The sequence below is a fragment of the Crenothrix polyspora genome (genome assembly GCF_900163755.1).
Taxonomy (GTDB): domain Bacteria; phylum Pseudomonadota; class Gammaproteobacteria; order Methylococcales; family Methylomonadaceae; genus Crenothrix; species Crenothrix polyspora.
This window is the reverse complement of sequence record NZ_FUKI01000134.1, coordinates 1-18601: the sequence shown is the minus strand read 5'-3', so window position 1 is coordinate 18601 and position 18601 is coordinate 1. Positions and strand designations below refer to the sequence as shown.

The following is an 18601-nucleotide window of genomic DNA, read 5'->3' as shown; positions in this document are numbered from 1 at the left end:
GCTGCGTTTGGTTCGGGTGGTGTGGGTTCTGGGCAGTTTTCAGCGGTGGCGGCGGTGTCCACGTTTGCCGGTGCGGGTGGTTCTGTCCAGTGGTGGGCCGGCGGTTCGGTTTTAGTTCCGTTACGCGCTCGGCTGGCTAGGCGTACCCGCGCGGTAGTGGCTGCGGCTAATGTTGGGCTTTTGGTGTTTTTTGGTTCGCCAAACTCGCGTGGTTCGTTGTTGGCTTGTCAGTGTGCGGTTTTGCGTGGCTTGCCCATTGTGGCCTTTCCGGTGGGTTTTTGCGGTTATTTACTGCCTTCGCTGGGTTCTGGTTCTTGGGTGGCGGTTGGTGGTGTAGGTGTTTGGTCTAGTGCTTTTTTGTGGGTTCAAACCCAACAAAAGTGCATTTAAAACAGTGTGCTTAACCGTCAATTTTACCGTTTTTTAGTGACGTTAAAGGAGAAAAACGGCAACCGTTAACTGGTTTTACGGGCTTTGCAAGGGTCGCCACCTTGGAGCGAAACAAACCGGATTTTTTAACTGGAGTAGGTGTTATGTCAAACGATCCACGCCGTATTTTTCAAATAGACGGCATTAATGGCGGTGTTTTAAATATTGCGGAACGGCCTAATGATCCATTTGTATTGTTCGTTATCAGTATTGATGGAACAGAAGCGCAAATAAAATTGAGTGAGGAGGATTTCGACAGTATTACATCGATGAAATATACCTTGCGCTTCGGTAAAGAAGCGCAAGAGCACCCCGCGTTAAAAGCCGTCATTTAAACAACCATTTTTCTAAGCGCGGTATCTGACACCGCGCTTAGATTTACATGCAGGAGTACATATCATGGCAGCAACAAACCAAAAAATCAAACAGGTGCTTGAAGTTGCACCTGAACCTACGGCGGCATTACCCGCCGTGATACCACTCACATCGTCATCGGTTACGCTCGGCACGTTGCAAGCCGCAACGCCTGGGGCATTGGTGGCGGGTGCATCGGAATTGGCCGGAGAACTCGCGGCGGTAATCGATAAACAACATTTATCAACGCTGATAAAAGGCCGCAAACACGTCAATGTGGAAGGCTGGACAACGTTAGGGGTAATGCTCGGCTGTATTGCCCGTGAGGTTTCGACCACTGAAACAGACGGCATTTATACCGCAACAGTTGAGCTGGTACGCATGTCAGACGGCGCGTGTATTTCACGCGCAAGCGCAGAATGCGGATCACCTGACGAACTGGACAAATACGGTAAACCGATTTGGTCAGCGCGTCCACGCTACGCGCGGCGCAGCATGGCGCAAACCCGCGCCACCGGCAAGGCTTGCCGTCTGGCGTTCAGTTGGATTATGAGTTTAGCGGGGTACGAAGTCACACCAGCCAAGGAAATGACACCGATTGTTGAAGCAGAACGGGAATTACCGCCATCAACAAAAATAACCGCCAGCCAGCACAAATTACTGGAAGCACAGATCCGTGATTACAGGCTCGACCGTGAGCGCGTAAAAACCTGGATTGCTAAAGCCTGGCACGTTGAACATTTCACCGACTTAACGCCCGTCCAGTTTGAAAAACTGCTTATCAAGCTTGAAAGTTGGGCCGGTGAAGAATACGCAAAGGGCGAAGCCGACAGCGCGTTAAGCGCGGATGTTTACCCGTTTTCTGGGGTGGTTTATGAACATTAAGGACGCGCTTTCTATTCTCGGCCTGAGTGCTACAGCAGATCAAGAAGCCATTAAAACCGCATACCGTAAAGCTTGCATTAAATACCACCCAGACCGCAACCCAGCCGGTCTGGAAATGATGAAAGCCGTCAATGTGGCCTATCAGTTTTTGCACGATATTGACTATAACGGCGTAGAACGCCCCATTAACGAGGAAGTTAACAGCGATTTTGGCGAAGAACTCAACACGGCGATAAATACCGTTATCGGTTTGGCTGGCATCACCATTGAAGTGTGCGGAGCTTGGGTGTGGTTGACGGGTAACACCAAGGCGCATAAAGACACGATCAAAAACGCCGGTTATTGGTGGGCAAAGAAAAAAACCGCTTGGTATTTCAGACCACCCGACCACAAAAGCCGTAATAAAGGCGATTGGGATTTGGACAAAATCCGCGACACCTACGGCAGTGCAACGGTTAATCAATCGTCACGTTATCAACCAACTTTAGCCCCATAAGGCGCAAAGGGCGGCGCTTATCCGCCGCCCACACCGAGGACATTATCATGAGCAACTTATCTTTGTACCAATTGAGCGGTAATTATTTACAAGCTCTGGATTTTTTGACTGATCCAGAAATGGATTTACCGATTGAGGCAATAAACGACACCCTGGAAGGCTTAAGTGGCGAACTGGAAGACAAGGCAATTAACGTAGCCATGTTTTTAAAAAACATGGAAGCCACCGCCGAAGCGATCAAAAACGCCGAGGTAGAAATGGCCAGACGGCGTAAAGCTTTGGAAAATCGGGTGCAGTGGTTTAAGGATTATTTGAAAGGCAGTATGTTACATACCGGCATCAGTAAGATTGAATGCCCGTATTTTAAGCTTTCCATCCAAAACAACCCCTCGGCGGTCAATGTGTTTGATGAAGACGCGATACCGTTGGAATTTAAAGAACAGGTTATCAGTTGGAAAATCGACAAAACCGCCATAAAAAACGCGATTAATGCGGGTAAAACCGTTGAAGGCGCAGCGTTAACCAATGGTAAACGGTTGGTTATCAGGTAGCCGGGTAACAATGTACGAAATCAACAGATAGATACTTATCGGCACAATATCGCAGTAGCTATATTGTGCCTTAAGACGGGTGCTAATCAACAAAAGGCTCTAAAGTTTCACGAGATTTATCCGTGAATTCACCAATGATAACGACAACCGTCAGTGCAATGATCAAAAAACCGCTGTGTTAGCTGTCAAAACCGATCCAAAGTCGGCTACCAATAGAACACCTTAGCTTTCTTGAGGCCGGACACTCAAACAAGAGCATGATGCGAATGCACAATTTATGGAAAAACTAGATCACTTAAGGTAACAGCGAATTGAGAAAATTTTGACAAATAAAATTATGTGTATATACTCCTATATAAAGTCACTTCGAGTTTAAATATGTCCGATATAACTGAATCACAAAAAATGCCAGATTTTCTATGTTGCGTGGATTGTATAGGGTTCAATCTCCGTAAGGCCACCCGGGCAGTAACCCAACTATATGATGAAACTTTACGTCCGTCAGGCATCCGTGGTACCCAGCATTCATTGCTTGTGGTTTTAAAGATAATTGGTCCTGTGTTGGTGACAGATTTGGCCGAGAAAATTGTCATGGATCGCACAACCTTAAGCCGTAATTTGGAAGTGATGGAAAAGCAGGGGCTTGTTAATGTTGCCCCCGGTGAAGACCGTCGTACGCGTTGGGTGACAATTACCGAGCCAGGTTCCGCCGTCCTGTTAGAGGCCTACCCACTGTGGCAGCAAGCACAAGCCAAGATCAGGGAAAGCATGGGCGAAGAGCGCTTACAGGTTTTAATGGCGGACTTGTCCGCGTTGATAGATGTATCGCAAGCAAGATAATTTTTTAGCAAATATGTGTATATACACTAATAAGGAGGTAACCGTGAACAAGAGAATTAAATTCGATAACAAAGTCGTCATTGTGACCGGCGTGTCATCTGGCATCGGGCGTGTAGCTGCGGAAAAGTTTGCCCAGCGGGGATGCCAAGTGTTCGGTACGGTGCGCAGTATCGCCAAAGCACAACCAATCCCTGGAGTAAAGTTCGTCGAAATGGATGTTCGCGACGATACTTCCGTTCGACGGGGAATCCAATCCGTTATCGATCAGGCAAATCGCATCGATGTGCTCGTCAATAACGCGGGAATGATGATGCTAGGCGCGGTAGAGGAAACATCGCTTACTGAAGCTGCATCGCTGTTCGACACCAATGTGTTTGGGATACTTCGTATAACCAAAGCGGTGCTTCCATCTATGCGGGCGCAGAACTCTGGAAGAATCATCAATATTAGCTCGGTGCTCGGTTTTCTTCCGGCTCCATATCTGGGTATTTATGCCGCATCCAAACACGCTGTCGAGGGACTGTCTGAATCGCTCGACCATGAGGTACGCCAATTCGGAATCCGCGTAGTACTCGTCGAACCAGCATTCACCAAGACAAATCTGGACGCTAATTCACCACAGGCAGCTTCATTAATCCCGGCCTATGATAATGAGCGCGGTAACGTATCGAAAGCAATAAATAAAAACGTCAGTAGTGCCCCAGAGCCAGATGGCGTGGCAGATACGATAATAGACGCCGCTTTTGGCAAATTGAGAATGCGACGCCAACCTAACGGCCAGGCGTTATTATTGAGTATATTACGGCGTTTTTTGCCTGCCTTCCTTGTGGATTCCAGCTTGCGGAAAGATTTTGGACTAGGCTGATTACTTTCCTTGAATCCTCAAGCGCGAGGCGGTGAGTGGAGCAAACTGGAGAGATTCAAAAATGAAAGCCGGACTATTTTTTAATTTGAAAGGTGTATCTACGTCTATATAGGATGATTTATGGCTAAGTGTAATAAATTTCACTTGTTCAAACCTTTGGTGTGTCTGTTCTTGTTTGTATCCCTGTTGATGGGGTGTTCCCGCCAAGATCAAAAGGTTAAATTACCACCACGTCCGGTAAAAGTATTTCGAGTCGGAAATAGCAGCGTAGGGGCTGTTACGTCATATGCCGGAGAGGTTCGGGCACGTTTTGAAACAACATTGTCCTTTCGGGTGACGGGTAAGATACTGGCAAGGCCTGTCGAAATCGGGGATCGTGTCCACAAGGGACAACTATTGGCAAAGCTGGATACCAGTGATTTTCGTTTATCGGTAGAGTCAATCAAAGCGCAACTCAAGTCGGCTATCGCCGATCGGGATTTTAGCAAGGATGATTTGACCCGTTACCGGGAATTGTTAGACCAAAAGGTTATCAGCAACCCCGATTTTGATCGTCACCAAACAACCTACACCAACGCACAGGAACGGGTAGCCGCACTCGAAGCCCAGGTTAAACAAACGGCGAACCAACTCCATTACACGGAATTATCAGCCGATCGCGAGGGTGTCATAACCGCTTTGGAAGTTGAAAAAGGACAGGTTATCGCCGCTGGCCAGGCGATAGTCAAACTGGCGGAACTTGACGAAAAAGAAATTCACTTCGACCTGCCCGAGCAGCGCATCTCTGAAATCAAAAACCATCAGATAGTGGCTATAACTTTGTTGTCAGATAACGAGCGTAAATTCACTGCCAAAATTCGTGAAATAAGTGCTTCTGCTGATCCCGCTAGTCGTACTTACCGGGCTAAAGCAACAATGCTAGATGGGCAGGGAGAGGCGCATCTGGGTATGACCGCTACGGTGTGGGTTGCTTCTGATAACGCTGAACGTATCGCCGTGCCGCTTTCAGCCGTGTTTACTTCCCAGGCTCAGCCCAAACAGCAGCAAGTGTGGTTAATCGATGAAGCCACCAGTACAGTCAAAGCCGTGCCGGTTCAACTGGAAAGCGCATTACCGGGCGAACTTGTTTCAATTGAAGGTCTTCAGGCCGGACAATTGATAGTCAGCGCGGGGGTGCAGCGTTTAAAGGAAAGTCAGACCGTACGCTTGTCAGAGTCACTTCCGCTGGCATTGAAAAATCAGGGCATTGACAGTTCAGGTAAACAGCCATGAAGCATTTCAATTTAAGCGAATGGGCGCTGGAACATCGCGCTTTCACGGGTTTTGTCATGGTGTTGCTGTTGCTGGGAGGGATATTTGCCTATTTCACCTTGGAACAGCGGGAAGACCCGAAATTTACTTTTCGGTTAATGGTGGTTAAAACCCTGTATCCTGGTGCAACAGCACTTGAAGTCGAAAACCAAGTGACGGACAGGCTGGAAAAAAAGCTACAGGAACTGCCAAATCTGGACTATGTCCGCAGTTATTCAAAGCCTGGCGAATCCGTCATTTTCGTTACGCCACGGGAAGATATTCCCGCTACCGAAATTGCCTATCTTTGGTATCAAGTACGCAAAAAGGTTGCCGACATAAAACTATCCATGCCGCCCGGTGTGATCGGGCCTTTTTTCAACGACGAGTTCGGCGATACCTATAGTTTACTGTATGCCTTCTCCGGTGAAGGCTTTAGTTATGCGGAACTTAAGGACATTGTTGATTCGGCACGGCAACAAATCTTGCGCGTAAAAGATGTTGAAAAAGTCGATCTCATCGGTGTGCAAGATGAAAAGATTTATGTCGAATTTTCCGACAAGAAGTTAGCTGAATTGGGATTGGATGTGGCATCGGTTGCCCAAGTGCTGCAAACCCAAAATGGCATGGTACCGGCAGGAACAGTAATCACCCCACAACAAAATCTACCTATTCGGCTTACCGGTTCATTCAATTCGGTGGATGCTGTTGCGAATCTTCCGGTCCGTATCGAAGGACGAACCTTCAGAGTGAGTGACTTTGCCAAGGTAACCAGGGGCTACGTTGATCCTGCCGAATTCAAAATGCGGTTCAATGGCAAGGATGTCATCGGCCTGGGAGTCACCATGAATAAGAAAGGTGATGTATTGGCCTTGGGCAAATTGCTTGAAGGTACCATGGCTTCTATCGAAGGAAGCCTACCCATTGGCGTTGATGTTGAGAAAGTGGCTGACCAATCCAAAGTGGTCAATACCGCTATCGGCGAATTCTTGCGTACCTTCTGGGAGGCTTTGGCGGCAGTACTGCTAGTTAGTTTTTTAAGCCTTGGTATGCGTGCAGGTTCGGTTGTCGCCCTGACAGTGCCGGTTGTGCTGGCCGGAACTTTGCTCTGTATGTTGCTGTTTGGTTTGGAAATTCATCGTATCTCTTTGGGGGCTCTTATTTTAGCCTTAGGATTGTTGGTGGACGATGCCATGATTGCCATTGAAATGATGGCACGAAAACTCGAAGATGGCTGGGATCGAATGCGTGCGGCAACTTATGCTTACCGGGTAACCGCATTTCCCATGCTGACCGGAACATTGATTACGGTTGCAGGGTTTTTGCCAGTGGGCTTGGCGAAATCGTCAGCAGGTGAATATACCGTTGCTATGTTCCAGGTGGTCGGCATTTCGCTTATTCTTTCCTGGCTAGGCGCAGTGGTATTCACGCCCTACCTGGGCTATTTAGTTCTCAAGGTTAAAGTTAACACTGCCCAAACCAGCCACGATCATTTTGCCACCCCTTTCTATAATCGTCTGCGCCACTGGGTAGATTATTGTCTGGAGCACCGTAAAACAATCATCATTGCCACCATCGTTCTATTCGGTGGGGGCGTGATGACATTGACTAAAGTCCCGCAACAATTCTTTCCTTTATCAAATCGGTCGGAACTGATCATCGATTTATGGCTTCCGGAAGGAAGCGCCTTCGCGCAAACTGAAACCGTTGCTAAACGGATGGAAGCTATTCTCGCCAAAGACGAAGAAATAGTGAGCAATGCGACTTATATCGGTGGCGGTACGCCACGTTTCTTTTTGCTCATAGTTCAACAACTGACCAATACCAATCTAGCTGAATTCGTTTTAGTGACTAAGGACAATACTGCCCGTGAACGGGTCATGCAACGGATCAGGCAGACATTAGCCACCGATTTTCCGGAAGTGCGTGGGCGTGTGATGCGCCTCAACGTCGGGCCGCCTATGGATTATCCCATCGTATTCCGTGTTTTTGGTGAAGATGCTAGCAGGGTTAGAATGATCGCCGATCAGGTGGCGGAAATTGTCCGGGCTAACGCCAATACCGTTGATGTGAATGACGACTGGCATGAACGCATACCATCAGCCCGCCTGGTTTTAGATCAGGATAAGGCTCGTGCGCTTGGGGTTTCGACCGCTAGCCTTTCGCAAGCATTACAGGCGCATTACACCGGCATTCCGGTTGGCCAGTTCCGTGAGGAGGATAAATTAATCGATATTGTCTGGCGAGCGGAGCATCAGTTACGCATCGGTGTAGATGGATTGCCCAATATCAATGTACCGACTAGCCAAGGCAAATCGGTTTCCTTGTCGCAATTGGTCACCACCGAAACTGTCTTTGAAGACGGCGTTCGTTGGCGAAGAAACCGGTTTCCCGCAATTTCAGTACGTGCCGATGTCGTAGAAGGTATGTTAGCCCCGGATGTTGCAGCGCAGATTGTTCCAAAACTGGAAGCCATTCAAAAGCAACTGCCATCCGGGTATTTCATCGAGACCGGGGCGGCAAAAGAAGATGCCTGGACTGCCCAAAAATCAATTCTGATCTGGATTCCCTTGGTAGTCATTGCCACGCTTATCTTACTAATGATGCAGTTGCAGAATTTGTCACGAACCTTTCTGGTGTTTATGACTGCGCCGCTGGGCGTGATTGGGGCAGCGTTTGCATTAATGCTGTTCGGCGCACCTTTCGGCTTTGTTGCCTTATTGGGGATTATTGCCCTCGCTGGGATGATTATGCGTAATTCAGTCATTCTGGTAGACCAAATCGAGCAGGACGAAAAAGCAGGCATGGATACCTGGACGGCTATCGTCGAATCGACGGTTAGACGTTTCCGACCCATTTTATTGACTGCCGCTGCGGCTATTCTAGCCATGATACCGCTCTCCCGTAACGATTTCTTCGGACCGCAAGCCATTGCCATTATGGGCGGCTTGACGGTTGCAACGGTGTTGACGGTGTTTTTTCTGCCTGCACTGTATGCCGCTTGGTTCAGGGTGCAACGAGTTCAGCCTGATATTGGCACAAAAGTAAACAACGAAAATCCTGAGCTAGGAGTTCCCCATGAGTAAGTTTATTTCAATAGGTTTTGCAATGCTAACCATCGCTATTTTGAATGCCTGCACGCCAACTCGAGTGAGCGATCACGTAAAATTGGCTGATATGAATAGTTGGCATAATAAGTCCACCGATTCAATCGAAGCAACTCGCACCGATTTAAAGTCATGGTGGAAAGGTTTCCAAGATCCCTTGCTCAATGATTTGATCGCAAAAGCGGTGAACGCTAACCATGATCTTAGAATCGCTAAAGCGCGGGTTCGAGAGGCGAGTACCTCGGTAACTATCGCCGAGTCGGCGCTCTATCCCAGTATCGACTTATTCGCATCGGGTGGCCGGGAAAAGAAGATCGACCGGATAATTGGCGTACCCGGAAACCAGGGAATTGAGCTGAAGACACCGACTGCCGATGCCATCAGTGGCGGGCTGGCTGCGCGCTGGGAAATCGATTTGTTCGGCGGTAGGCATCTCGAAGCAGAGGCCGCTATCGCACAATCGGCAGGAACCGAAGAGGCTTTACGTAGCGTTCAAGTAGGTTTATTGGCGCAAGTCGCCACGAATTATCTGGAGCTGCGAGGTTTACAGAAGCGGATTAGCCTTCAACAAGAACAGATAGCCGTCCAAAGAGAAAAGCTAAGGGCGTTACAGCTTTTTGCAAAGAACGGTCTTGCTACTGAAGCCGATGTTGCCAGTCAGAAAACTCTGGTTGAAACGACCGATTCAGCGTTGCCAATACTCACTAGTTCAGCTAACACATTAACGCATCGAATCTCTGTGTTACTGGGCGAGACCCCGGATAAACTAGAAACCCGTTTATCTCAAGCCATACCGTTACCCGTTACGATGCCTGAAATCCCAAAGCTCTTGCCGACGGACTTAATGTCACAGCGCCCCGACCTGCGTCTTGCCAAAACCGAGGTCACCGCCGCCGCTGCCAATCTGGGTGCTGCACGAGCGGACTTGTTCCCTAAATTAGTGTTGTCGGCAAGCGGTGGTTTTGGCGCACTGGCGGTGGGCGGTTTCTCGAGTCTTGCAGAAAGCGTTTATACGCTGGGGTCTGGTTTAACCATGCCACTATTTAACGCTGGCCGTATCCGGGCGCACATTGCAGCAGTGGATGCAAGGCTCGATCAAGCGGCATTGAACTACGAAAAAACCTTTTTGCTGGCGCTTGAAGATGTTGAAAATGCCTTTGTCGCGCATACCTCGTCAACGGAGCGCAAAATGCGACTTTCGAATGCCGAAAAGTCCGCTCAAAAAGCCTACCAGGCTACTGATGCCCTATACCAACGGGGCGTTAAAGATTACTTATCCCTGCTTGATGCTCGGCGTAATACATTGACTGTCGGTGACGAGCGAGTCAAGGCCGAAACCGCAACGCGTGTCTCGATCGTGTCGCTTTACCGAGCCTTCGGTGGTGGGTGGGATAGCGGCGCGGCTAATCGAGCCGAAAATGATGGGATAGCAAGAAAAATTCCACCGGCATAGATCAAAACTAAACAGTAATATCTGAATTCATATTCTTCTGTACATGACAAAAATTAGTCAGGGCAAGTAACCGATTGAAGCTTAAGGAAAAGGAACATCGCCTTAACTGCATTTTAGAAAAGTCACAGTAATCTTGCTGAGTGTATAGAGCATTATTTAATAAATTTATTTGTTTATTAGTTATAAATATATTTTACATAAATGAAGCCGCACACTCTTCAAGCTTGCCATATTTCTCCATTTGCTTGCGGAACATAGCATCATTGTATTCTTTTTCACTGGCAAAACCATTACGCTGCCACAATTCAAGCGGCTTTGCCTTAACCGGTACGTTTTGCTCCAATTGCCAATCATGCCCCCAGTCTTCCTTGAGCGTATTGACCAAAAACCCCGCATACGATTTAGCGGCTTTGGCGTTGCAATACAGAATATTGCGTTTGACATACTCAAAGCCGTGTTTCTTTTCAAACGCCGTTAAAGCCGCCTGCACGGTTTTTTTGGCACGGTGCTGTTCTGGCACAATGGCCATTAATTTATCCAATAGCGTAACAATAGGGGCTTCCTGTATGGATAAATGAGGTGCTGAAAGGATGGTTGCTTGAATATCTGGCGGCAGAAAATCGGGTATCAGAGGGATCAATGTATCATCAACCAACGATTCAACTTGTTTTTTGACAAAAATCTGGAAACGAATAGCCCCCACGCGGCGGCCATATTTGATTTCTTCAAACGTAAAGGTTAAGTCGGCTTTTTCAGCAAGCTCTTTTTGGGCAGGAATGAGAATGTGAGACTTAAAATGGTTATATTCCACATGTTGGTCTTTTCTTAAACCCAACATCTCACGCAATTCAGCCATTTCTATTTCACGTTTTTTCAAACGTTCATATTGCTTCAGCAAACTGTACATACGCATAGTGTACTGACTCTTGAAGCTCAACATCATTTCCAGTTTGCAAGAAGTGAAGTTTCCCTTGAGTTGCAACAGATACGGTTTAAGTTTGGGATCAAAGCAAAGCATGACACAACCTTCGCCATCAATGTAATCGGCTGATGATACCCAATTCGCTTGCAATAAACGCCCTGGCTCATGAATTTCCAACACGCGGGTCAACAAAGATTTAGTAATTTTCCTGCATTCACGATAGGCCGAGTTTTTATCCACGCCTAGAAAATCAGCCAGTTCACCAACACTTATGCGATATTCCTTAAAATCTTCATCATCTGGCTGAATTCTGGCAATCATAGTCAACACCAAACGCTGTTCTGCCAATGGCAAAGTATATCGGGCTGATACCAACTCATTTGCTTGGGTGACGATTGAGGAGGATGGCAACATTTTTTTCTTTTTTTTAGCCATAAAAATTCCATGTTTTAAACTTAATGTGCATTAAGTAGCATAAGTTATTGTTTTTTATAGGGGCGTAACAGCAAATTCCGCAGATTTCACAGCAAATTCCGCAGGTTTCACAGCAAATTCCGGTGGTTTAACGGCTCAACTAATTGTTTTAAAAAACAAAATTATTTTTTTAAAATCATTTTTTTTTCACAAAAAAACATTTTTCTACCTGCTGAAAACCAATTTTAGTGCAAAAAATAGCCGTCAAAACGCATATTACAGCAAATTCCGGTGGTTTCACAGCAAATTCCGGTGGTTTCACAGCAAATTCCGGTGGTTTCACAGCAAATTCCGGTGGTTTCACAGCAAATTCCGGTGGTTTCACAGCAAATTCCGGTGGTTTCACAGCAAATTCCGGTGGTTTGGCGTTGTAACATAATGATTCATAATAGAAAAAACACGCCGAAAACAATTAAAACAATTAAAACAATTAAAACAACTACAACCGCGCGCGAGAAAATGAAATTTTTAGGTAGTTAGCCGTTAGTTTTTTTGTTTTGAAATTTCAGATACTAACCACACAATTTTCAAGGCGCAAAAGCAATTGTTGAAAACGTGAATCACTTCACAGAAATTCAAAAAATAAAATCTAATTTTGAACAATACTTAAAAATTCAGCCTGAAAATCACAACCACCGAAACCGGTTGTCCTTCCATTCCTTACCATCAATCAAGCCGGACTGGTAATAATCCGCCCAATCCCAAAAGAAGGGACTGTAATCGCCGCCCCAATGCCGCGTCATTGCCGCCAGCCCGAAGCAAATAACCACCACCGCGCCGGAAACCCAATATTCACCCATTTGCCCCGTGCGTAACCGGCCACCGAACAGGTTAAAACGCCGGTCACTCCACCAACCCAGCGGTACGCCCTGCACCGTCAGCGCATCACACAGGACATGCAACAGCCCACCGGCGAAAAATGCCGTGACCGCATGGTGAAAATCCCAGATGAATAACCCAAACAACAGCCCAAGCAGCCAGTTGATGACATAATGTGTCACGGTACGGTGACGTACACGCCGTCTAAGCGACTTTAACGCCCACTCCAGCCAATCGGGTGCGGTAGCACCTAAAATCGCCACAGGCACTAATTCTGGCCGCCATACAGCGGCAATACTCCCCGCAATGGCGATGTGGTTAACCCATTTCATGGTTTTTCATCGCTGGCCAGTTGCCCAAAAATCTCATTGCGGCGTTCATACAGTGCCGCCGCCAACATTTCGGCATCGGCCAAAGCATCCACCGGATCGCGCTCTAGGGCAGAGCGCAAGGCGTTTTTAAGCCAGTAAGACGCGGCAAAATCGGCAAGAATGGCCTCAGCTATAGGACTCATTGGGTGATCTCCTTCAGGTAATCGTTAACATTTTCCGCCACCTCATCACGACACTGACCCACCAATGTTAGCCGTGCCGCGACAATGGCGGCATTCGCCGCGTCCAAATCGCCGACTTTTTCCGCGACGGCTTTCAAGTTGGTGATCTGTTCTTCAGCCGGTGCCAGCCCTTCCTTGACCCGTAACTGGCTCCTGGCTTCAACGCTTTCGTTAATGCCCACCATCCGTAACGCACGTTGCCTATCGGCCAAGGCTTTGAGTAACTGCGCCACATTCGCCGCGACTTCGCCACGGCGTTGATATTCCTGAGTGCGTTGCTTGTGCATTTCCTCGGCAGAATACAACGGCATTTCGGCAACAATGCCGCCGTAAAATTTGGATAGCCCCGCCGTGTCAAAGGTACTGACCCCGCCATCGGTCATTCTCGCGCCAGCCACGGCCTTAACGTCCAGCCCCCATTTTGGCCGCTCAGGAAAACAATTCACAATGGTCTGGAACACCGCATCCGCGTCAATCACCGGGGCCAGCTTGATAGCTGGTGTGTAATGAAAATCTCGCCTATTGCCGCGCATGGTTGGGATTTCATAGGGTTTTATCTCCGGCGGTGGCGGTGCTTGTTCAGGTTCAGGCGCGGGTTCATGGATGACAACCGGCGGTTTGTCGTTGGAAACAGGTGGCTTCTTTTCATCCTCAAAACTGATCGGCGATTGCCAGACCCAAGCGTGGGCGGTGCCGATGGACAGCCAGGCCAAGCCGATAAAAAATAACAGGAACATCAGGCACAATGACACATTTGCCAACACCAACCACAGCCAATAATCGTCAGGACACGGCTTAACTTTGTTTCGTCGCACGACTACCACCCGCTAACATTTTCAATCCACCCAAAACCGCCGCCACTTCGTAAGCACCGCCCATCAAACAGGCCAGCATAAGTAGCCACATGATGATCGAGGTGGCATCATAGGCCACCTCAGAATCCAAACGGAAAGTCTGAGGCTCCAAAGCCAGCACATCTTTGCGAAGCCCTGGTGCGATTCGCCCTTCATCCGCCGCAGCCATAACCCATACTTTGGCGGCTCGGACGCAATCCTGAACCACTTTTAATTTTCGGCCACCCAAATTATGGGCATCGTCGATGAACAGCACCGCGCCGGTTTCTTTCAGGTACAACGGCAGCTTATCGACACGCTCCCAGGCTTTGAGCTTTGTCCAGTGCCGGTCATCATCGGGGTTGTCACGCGCCGCCCACCAAATTTCCAAGTGTTTAACATCTGTCCACGCCGACAAAGGCCGAGTTGCTGCAAGGTACAAAGGTTCTGCCTCGATTTGCGCCCACACCCGCGCCGCATCTTTGTGCAACCGGTCTAGCCAGTAACTTTTGCCGGACGCATGAGCGCCGGTAATCAACACCGGCTTTTTGGTGCTGATGCCTTTTTGCTCCAGCACGTCGCCAAACTTCCGGTTCTTTTTTATCACGAAAGCCTGGGCGTGTGGACGGCCATCTTTACGCGGCCTTTGGTGCTTTTTTATTGCCAGAAACTGCATGTTTTTACCTCAAAAAATGCCAAGAAAACGTCACGTTTTTGCCGTCGATTTGTTCAAAGCTATGGGGAATACAATCAAAACATCAAAAAAAGACTATTATTCAATTTAAACGAGCGTTTAAATTGAACATAAATCGAGTACAAGAGTAGACCAAAAAACGGGATTTTCCAGTGAGCACTTACGCCTATATCCGTGTCAGCACCGACAAGCAAGACCTCGACAACCAGCGCCACGGTGTCATCGAATACGCCCAGAAAAACAAGCTTGAGCCGTTGACATTTATCGACGACACCGCCAGCGGCAAAAAATCGTGGAAAGACCGTGACCTGGGGAAATTGTTCGAGCAAGCAAAAAAAGGTGATGTGCTGTTAGTCTCCGAGATTTCACGGCTTGCCCGTTCCACATTGCAGGTGTTGGAAATACTCCAGGAAGCGGCCAAAAAAGAAATTGCCGTACATGTGGCAAAATCCAACATGGTGATGGACGGCTCGCTGAATTCAAAAATAACGGCGGTGGTGTTGGGTTTGGCGGCAGAAATCGAGCGCGAGTTTATCAGTGCCCGAACGACGGAAGCCTTGGCGAAGAGAAAGGCGGCGGGTTTGCCATTGGGTAGGCCAAAGGGCGCGGTGAGCGCTGAAAAAAAGCTGGATAAACGCAAGGATGAAATTATTGAGCTGCTGAAAAAAGACGTACACAAAACCAGTATCGCGCGGATTGTCGATTGTTCGCCCGTGACGCTTTACGCGTGGATGGAAGCCAACGGATTGAGCCGGTTCATTAAGTCCGACAAGCCAGTGAAAAAGCCAAAACCCGCCACAAAAAATAAACCATAAAATTGATACTAAATTAGTATTTATTTAGTACATTTTTAATGTATTATTGGTATTAAATTAACACTGAAAATACACTATGATTATTCTCATTGGAAGTCAAAAAGGCGGCTGTGGAAAATCAACGACAGCCGTAAATATCAGCGCCGAATTGGCCGGTAAAGGCCATGACGTGGTTCTGGTTGATGCAGACCGGCAATCTACCGCTGCCAATTGGGCAATGGACAGGGCCGAAAACAAGGCGTTGGCAAAAGTGAATTGCGTCCAAAAATACGACAACATCCGCGACACCTTGCTCGATCTTGATAAGCGTTACGAGTATGTCATTGTCGATGCAGCCGGTAGGGACAGCCGAGAACTCAGAACCGGCATGACAGCCGCCCATATCTTGATTGTGCCATTCAGGCCGTCACAACCGGACTTGGACACCCTACCTAATATGCAGGAAATCATCATTCAGGCCAAAGACCTCAATCCTGAGTTAAAGATTTTCGGTTTGATTACGATGGCTCCCACCAATCCCATCGTGCATGAAGAAGCCGAGGCGCGGGATTGTTTAAATGATTATCCTGAAATTAAGCCACTTTCTACCATGATACGGGATCGTAAAGTTTACCGTGATGCGATGAGTGATGGTTTAAGCGTCGTGGAAATGGACAACGCAAAAGCAAAAATGGAAATTAAGAAATTAGTCGAGGAAATACTGTAATGGTCAAAAGAAGAGAGCCTAAAGCCAGAACCTTAACCGCCGAACAAATTGAGGCATTTGCGGCGGGGGCTGAAAATGGGGGGCAACCGGAAACCGTTAAAGAACCCGAATTAAACCGGAATGCCAAAAGGGATTACAAAGCCATACAGGTTCCATTCAACCAATACGAATACGAACAACTTGAATTGGGAAGCCAATTAAGCGGTAGAACCAAGCTGAATTTTATCCGTTATGCTCTGTTGAAATTCTCAGAAGAGCTTCAAAAAGAACAAGGTTAATTAGTGTGTTTTTGATATATTTTTAACATTAAATAAGTATGTTTTTAGTACTAAAAAAACACTAAAAATGTACTGTATAAATATCACCCATTTGCCGATCCAAATTAATTTTCATGTTGGTCAGCGAAATTTCAAGCAAGCTATCCTCCACCGCATAGTTGCCTTTGCCCTTGAACCAAGGCAACACCTTGGCAAGATGCCACAGTGTGGTACTGCCCTCATGAACCGGCGTTGGGAAAGACGATTGATATTTGATGTGAAGATTTCGGATATTTTGGCGGCTGCATCCCAGAATATCGGCAATATCGGTCAAACCCACAAAATCGGGGGTGGCTTCGATCAACTTTGCTTGCGGTAGTGCTCTTTTTACATCGTTTAATGCACTTAAAACCGCTTCTGATGCGTTTTTTGCTTCTCGGGTGAAATTAATAGAGAGCCGTCCAGGTCGGCCAATGCCAATGATGGCATCATCGCACCCCGCTTCATAAAGCTGATCCAAAAAAGTGTCTGGTTCGCATTCAAGGCTAGAAATGTCAAACTTCAGCGTAAAATCATAATCAACCATCGTTATTCCTCAGCACTCAGGTTTTGTGTTTTTTGCAGCACGCAGTTATCGACAATACGCCGAATTTGTTTGGCATGATTCTCTGGATTTTTAGGCGTGCTCCAGATGCTTGCCCTGCAAAATTCACCGCATCGACATGTTTTGTCGTTGTAGGGGCAATACATTTGTCCCCAGGCATGAGAGCCGCCTTGCACAATCCGCCAATCATTATCCGAGGCATACTGTAAAGCATCGCGCACAACTTTATTGGGATGGGGCATGGTTTATCTCATGAATTTTCCATGATAGTAGAAGGGTTATAAGTGATTGTCAATTGACAATCATCTAGTCTTGCAATTTTAACTAAACTTGGGTGACTTTAAACAAACGACAGAAATGTTTCATAGGGTTTGGGCTTTGAAATCCAATGGTACGGAAATGTACGCTAAGGTTTCGGCAACGCCGGAACAGTGAACCGACTTAAGGCTATCGTCCATCAATTACCAAGCACATAAAAATCCTTGTGACCTCCTAAAAAATTCAATATAATTATTTACTTTTAATATTTACTTTAATCAGATTATTGAGATTGTCATGAAAATTTCCGAATTCCTTAAACTAACTGATTCAACGCGCATGGCACAGCGCACAAAGGACGCTGTACGGATGGTTTTAGTTGATGGAATGCGCGTTGTAGACGCGGCACGACAAACGGAAATGTCGAAACAGCAGCTTCAAGATGCTGTTGGACGGGTTGAGGCGGCACACAAAGCGGCGCAAGGCATGCCGGACGATTGGGAATGTGTCACGGTATGTGTGCCGCCAGACCAAGTTGACGATGTAAAAGAAATTGAGCGAAAAGCCAAGCGGTCAGCCGGATTAAGCTCTTACTAAAAAATAAGGAAGTCGCGGTAAGTTGCAAAAGGTGCATGTGGCAAAAAGCAGCCACAAGCACATTTGCAACATCCGCTCCACTGTTCTGAACTCACTTCCGCTACGCTACAGTTCAAACAGAGGCGTGGGCTAGGCAACAAAGCCTAAAAAACCACCACCTCTCGCTATCGCCTGCACCGCACCATAGCCTAAAAAACCGCCCTAACAAGGTCGTATGGCCAAGTGTCTGTAAGCGCGTTACTTTTTTAGATTTTGGTTTGCAAAACGCGCCAACAGCCACTAAGCCATCTCCACCTTGCCAGGGCAGTTTTTTAGGCTGACCGATACACAGGCGACAGCGAGAGGTGGCAGTTTTTCTTCACGGCTTCATTGCCTAGCCCACAGCTATTCAAACTTGGGGGTGCTCCCCCAAACCCCCAGGCTCCAGCTCAAGATGGCCGCAATTTTCGCGCCAAAAATATTTACTTTATTTATGTACTAATATGTGTACTTTTTATATGTACTTTGGTAAAATATAGCCATCGGTTGGGTGGTCTGGCCGCTGTTTTTGGGGGTGTTTCATGGGTGCTTTTTCTTTTGTTCCTTCCCGTTCTATGGTTGCGCCTGGCCGTGGTTTAGGTGGCGTTTCCCTGTGCGCCCCGTGGTGGCGTTCTCTTGTGGGTTCTGCTTTGGCCGCTGGTGCTTTGCGGTGGCGGCTTCGGGCTTCGCCCCGTTCGTTTTCCGGTGCTGTCGTGGTGGGGGTGTGATTAAAAGTGCGGGGAATCTCATGCAGCTGCTGCGATTGGCAAATTACGCCAAT

23 protein-coding genes are annotated in these 18601 nt (G+C 47.5%); 15 read left to right on the top strand and 8 right to left on the bottom strand.

Annotated features, from left to right (window positions below):
* From CRENPOLYSF2_RS18875 to CRENPOLYSF2_RS13215, 10 genes are all read left to right on the top strand, one after another.
* Positions 1–390: hypothetical protein (locus CRENPOLYSF2_RS18875; RefSeq protein ID WP_217884115.1), on the top strand; the 390-nt coding region annotated here is incomplete at its 5' end.
* Positions 391–533: 143 nt separating this feature from the next.
* On the top strand, positions 534–764 hold the full coding sequence (locus tag CRENPOLYSF2_RS13255) for a hypothetical protein (RefSeq protein WP_087144426.1): 231 nt from the start codon (positions 534–536) through the stop codon (positions 762–764).
* A gap of 64 nt (positions 765–828) precedes the next feature.
* On the top strand, positions 829–1668 hold the full coding sequence (locus CRENPOLYSF2_RS18870) for a hypothetical protein (protein ID WP_087144425.1): 840 nt from the start codon (positions 829–831) through the stop codon (positions 1666–1668).
* Entirely contained in the window at positions 1658–2164 is a 507-nt protein-coding gene (locus CRENPOLYSF2_RS13245) for a J domain-containing protein (protein WP_087144424.1), read from the top strand. Before CRENPOLYSF2_RS18870 ends, CRENPOLYSF2_RS13245 begins: the two co-directional genes overlap by 11 nt.
* 47 nt (positions 2165–2211) lie before the next feature.
* Positions 2212–2715, top strand: a complete 504-nt coding sequence (locus CRENPOLYSF2_RS13240) for a siphovirus Gp157 family protein (RefSeq protein ID WP_087144423.1) — start codon at positions 2212–2214, stop codon at positions 2713–2715.
* Positions 2716–3093: 378 nt separating this feature from the next.
* Complete coding sequence (locus tag CRENPOLYSF2_RS13235) at positions 3094–3555, top strand: MarR family winged helix-turn-helix transcriptional regulator (RefSeq protein ID WP_176371128.1); 462 nt, start codon at positions 3094–3096, stop codon at positions 3553–3555.
* Positions 3556–3598: 43 nt separating this feature from the next.
* Positions 3599–4420 carry an oxidoreductase gene (locus CRENPOLYSF2_RS13230; RefSeq protein WP_245807995.1) on the top strand — a complete coding sequence of 274 codons (822 nt, stop codon included), beginning with the start codon at positions 3599–3601 and terminating at the stop codon, positions 4418–4420.
* Between the two features lie 120 nt (positions 4421–4540).
* Positions 4541–5692: an efflux RND transporter periplasmic adaptor subunit gene (locus tag CRENPOLYSF2_RS13225; RefSeq protein ID WP_087144422.1), complete on the top strand. Its 1152-nt coding sequence runs from the start codon at positions 4541–4543 to the stop codon at positions 5690–5692.
* Complete coding sequence (locus CRENPOLYSF2_RS13220; RefSeq protein WP_087144421.1) at positions 5689–8796, top strand: efflux RND transporter permease subunit; 3108 nt, start codon at positions 5689–5691, stop codon at positions 8794–8796. The genes CRENPOLYSF2_RS13225 and CRENPOLYSF2_RS13220 overlap by 4 nt, the downstream gene beginning before the upstream one ends.
* On the top strand, positions 8789–10270 hold the full coding sequence (locus CRENPOLYSF2_RS13215) for an efflux transporter outer membrane subunit (RefSeq protein WP_087144420.1): 1482 nt from the start codon (positions 8789–8791) through the stop codon (positions 10268–10270). The genes CRENPOLYSF2_RS13220 and CRENPOLYSF2_RS13215 overlap by 8 nt, the downstream gene beginning before the upstream one ends.
* Positions 10271–10463: 193 nt before the next feature.
* Here the strand turns inward: CRENPOLYSF2_RS13215 and CRENPOLYSF2_RS13210 are convergent, their stop codons facing one another.
* Positions 10464–11627, bottom strand: coding sequence for a replication initiation protein (locus CRENPOLYSF2_RS13210; protein WP_087144419.1), 1164 nt, complete (start codon positions 11625–11627; stop codon positions 10464–10466).
* Between the two features lie 291 nt (positions 11628–11918).
* Here CRENPOLYSF2_RS13210 and CRENPOLYSF2_RS18865 point away from each other — a divergent pair, with 291 nt between their 5' ends.
* Positions 11919–12146 (top strand): hypothetical protein, encoded by a 228-nt coding sequence (locus tag CRENPOLYSF2_RS18865; protein ID WP_176371127.1) that lies wholly within the window; start codon positions 11919–11921, stop codon positions 12144–12146.
* 146 nt (positions 12147–12292) lie between these two features.
* Here the strand turns inward: CRENPOLYSF2_RS18865 and CRENPOLYSF2_RS13200 are convergent, their stop codons facing one another.
* Genes CRENPOLYSF2_RS13200 through CRENPOLYSF2_RS13185 form a run of 4 tightly spaced genes read right to left on the bottom strand, consistent with a single transcriptional unit; the run spans position 12293 to position 14547 of the window.
* Entirely contained in the window at positions 12293–12817 is a 525-nt protein-coding gene (locus CRENPOLYSF2_RS13200) for a metal-dependent hydrolase (RefSeq protein WP_087144417.1), read from the bottom strand.
* Positions 12814–12999: a hypothetical protein gene (locus tag CRENPOLYSF2_RS13195; protein WP_087144416.1), complete on the bottom strand. Its 186-nt coding sequence runs from the start codon at positions 12997–12999 to the stop codon at positions 12814–12816. The genes CRENPOLYSF2_RS13200 and CRENPOLYSF2_RS13195 overlap by 4 nt, the downstream gene beginning before the upstream one ends.
* The gene (locus CRENPOLYSF2_RS13190) at positions 12996–13853 is read right to left on the bottom strand and encodes a hypothetical protein (RefSeq protein WP_087144415.1); all 858 of its coding nucleotides are present in this window, start codon (positions 13851–13853) and stop codon (positions 12996–12998) included. The genes CRENPOLYSF2_RS13195 and CRENPOLYSF2_RS13190 overlap by 4 nt, the downstream gene beginning before the upstream one ends.
* Complete coding sequence (locus CRENPOLYSF2_RS13185) at positions 13834–14547, bottom strand: hypothetical protein (protein WP_087144414.1); 714 nt, start codon at positions 14545–14547, stop codon at positions 13834–13836. Before CRENPOLYSF2_RS13185 ends, CRENPOLYSF2_RS13190 begins: the two co-directional genes overlap by 20 nt.
* 170 nt (positions 14548–14717) lie before the next feature.
* Between CRENPOLYSF2_RS13185 and CRENPOLYSF2_RS13180 the strand changes: the two genes are divergently transcribed.
* The 3 genes from CRENPOLYSF2_RS13180 to CRENPOLYSF2_RS13170 all read left to right on the top strand — a co-directional run bounded on the left by CRENPOLYSF2_RS13180 (position 14718) and on the right by CRENPOLYSF2_RS13170 (position 16364).
* Positions 14718–15380, top strand: a complete 663-nt coding sequence (locus CRENPOLYSF2_RS13180; protein WP_087144413.1) for a recombinase family protein — start codon at positions 14718–14720, stop codon at positions 15378–15380.
* A gap of 76 nt (positions 15381–15456) precedes the next feature.
* Positions 15457–16086, top strand: a complete 630-nt coding sequence (locus CRENPOLYSF2_RS13175; protein WP_087144412.1) for an AAA family ATPase — start codon at positions 15457–15459, stop codon at positions 16084–16086.
* Positions 16086–16364 (top strand): hypothetical protein, encoded by a 279-nt coding sequence (locus CRENPOLYSF2_RS13170; RefSeq protein WP_087144411.1) that lies wholly within the window; start codon positions 16086–16088, stop codon positions 16362–16364. The genes CRENPOLYSF2_RS13175 and CRENPOLYSF2_RS13170 overlap by 1 nt, the downstream gene beginning before the upstream one ends.
* A gap of 61 nt (positions 16365–16425) precedes the next feature.
* On the opposite strand, the gene CRENPOLYSF2_RS13165 is transcribed toward CRENPOLYSF2_RS13170, so the two are convergent.
* Together CRENPOLYSF2_RS13165 and CRENPOLYSF2_RS13160 are read right to left on the bottom strand one after the other, a co-directional pair.
* The gene (locus CRENPOLYSF2_RS13165; RefSeq protein ID WP_087144410.1) at positions 16426–16929 is read right to left on the bottom strand and encodes a helix-turn-helix transcriptional regulator; all 504 of its coding nucleotides are present in this window, start codon (positions 16927–16929) and stop codon (positions 16426–16428) included.
* A gap of 2 nt (positions 16930–16931) precedes the next feature.
* Positions 16932–17189 carry a hypothetical protein gene (locus CRENPOLYSF2_RS13160; protein ID WP_087144409.1) on the bottom strand — a complete coding sequence of 86 codons (258 nt, stop codon included), beginning with the start codon at positions 17187–17189 and terminating at the stop codon, positions 16932–16934.
* 313 nt (positions 17190–17502) lie between these two features.
* Between CRENPOLYSF2_RS13160 and CRENPOLYSF2_RS13155 the strand changes: the two genes are divergently transcribed.
* A complete protein-coding gene (locus tag CRENPOLYSF2_RS13155) occupies positions 17503–17802 on the top strand; it encodes a TrfB-related DNA-binding protein (protein ID WP_087144408.1) in 300 nt (99 codons plus the stop codon).
* 493 nt (positions 17803–18295) lie between these two features.
* Here CRENPOLYSF2_RS13155 and CRENPOLYSF2_RS18860 read toward each other — a convergent pair.
* The coding region (locus tag CRENPOLYSF2_RS18860; protein WP_176371126.1) for a hypothetical protein at positions 18296–18601 on the bottom strand (306 nt) is incomplete at its 5' end.

Bases quoted from the DNA above. Each gene is read 5' to 3' on its own strand.
- CRENPOLYSF2_RS13255 (WP_087144426.1), top strand. From the start codon at position 534: ATGTCAAACGATCCACGCCGTATTTTTCAAATAGACGGCATTAATGGC.
- CRENPOLYSF2_RS13195 (WP_087144416.1), bottom strand. From the start codon at position 12,999: ATGAGTCCTATAGCTGAGGCCATTCTTGCCGATTTTGCCGCGTCTTAC.
- CRENPOLYSF2_RS13160 (WP_087144409.1), bottom strand. From the start codon at position 17,189: ATGCCCCATCCCAATAAAGTTGTGCGCGATGCTTTACAGTATGCCTCG.
- CRENPOLYSF2_RS13225 (WP_087144422.1), top strand. From the start codon at position 4,541: ATGGCTAAGTGTAATAAATTTCACTTGTTCAAACCTTTGGTGTGTCTG.
- CRENPOLYSF2_RS13235 (WP_176371128.1), top strand. From the start codon at position 3,094: ATGTCCGATATAACTGAATCACAAAAAATGCCAGATTTTCTATGTTGC.
- CRENPOLYSF2_RS13165 (WP_087144410.1), bottom strand. From the start codon at position 16,929: ATGGTTGATTATGATTTTACGCTGAAGTTTGACATTTCTAGCCTTGAA.
- CRENPOLYSF2_RS13215 (WP_087144420.1), top strand. From the start codon at position 8,789: ATGAGTAAGTTTATTTCAATAGGTTTTGCAATGCTAACCATCGCTATT.
- CRENPOLYSF2_RS13245 (WP_087144424.1), top strand. From the start codon at position 1,658: ATGAACATTAAGGACGCGCTTTCTATTCTCGGCCTGAGTGCTACAGCA.
- CRENPOLYSF2_RS18870 (WP_087144425.1), top strand. From the start codon at position 829: ATGGCAGCAACAAACCAAAAAATCAAACAGGTGCTTGAAGTTGCACCT.
- CRENPOLYSF2_RS13200 (WP_087144417.1), bottom strand. From the start codon at position 12,817: ATGAAATGGGTTAACCACATCGCCATTGCGGGGAGTATTGCCGCTGTA.
- CRENPOLYSF2_RS13185 (WP_087144414.1), bottom strand. From the start codon at position 14,547: ATGCAGTTTCTGGCAATAAAAAAGCACCAAAGGCCGCGTAAAGATGGC.
- CRENPOLYSF2_RS13155 (WP_087144408.1), top strand. From the start codon at position 17,503: ATGAAAATTTCCGAATTCCTTAAACTAACTGATTCAACGCGCATGGCA.
- CRENPOLYSF2_RS13175 (WP_087144412.1), top strand. From the start codon at position 15,457: ATGATTATTCTCATTGGAAGTCAAAAAGGCGGCTGTGGAAAATCAACG.
- CRENPOLYSF2_RS13210 (WP_087144419.1), bottom strand. From the start codon at position 11,627: ATGGCTAAAAAAAAGAAAAAAATGTTGCCATCCTCCTCAATCGTCACC.
- CRENPOLYSF2_RS13170 (WP_087144411.1), top strand. From the start codon at position 16,086: ATGGTCAAAAGAAGAGAGCCTAAAGCCAGAACCTTAACCGCCGAACAA.
- CRENPOLYSF2_RS13220 (WP_087144421.1), top strand. From the start codon at position 5,689: ATGAAGCATTTCAATTTAAGCGAATGGGCGCTGGAACATCGCGCTTTC.
- CRENPOLYSF2_RS13240 (WP_087144423.1), top strand. From the start codon at position 2,212: ATGAGCAACTTATCTTTGTACCAATTGAGCGGTAATTATTTACAAGCT.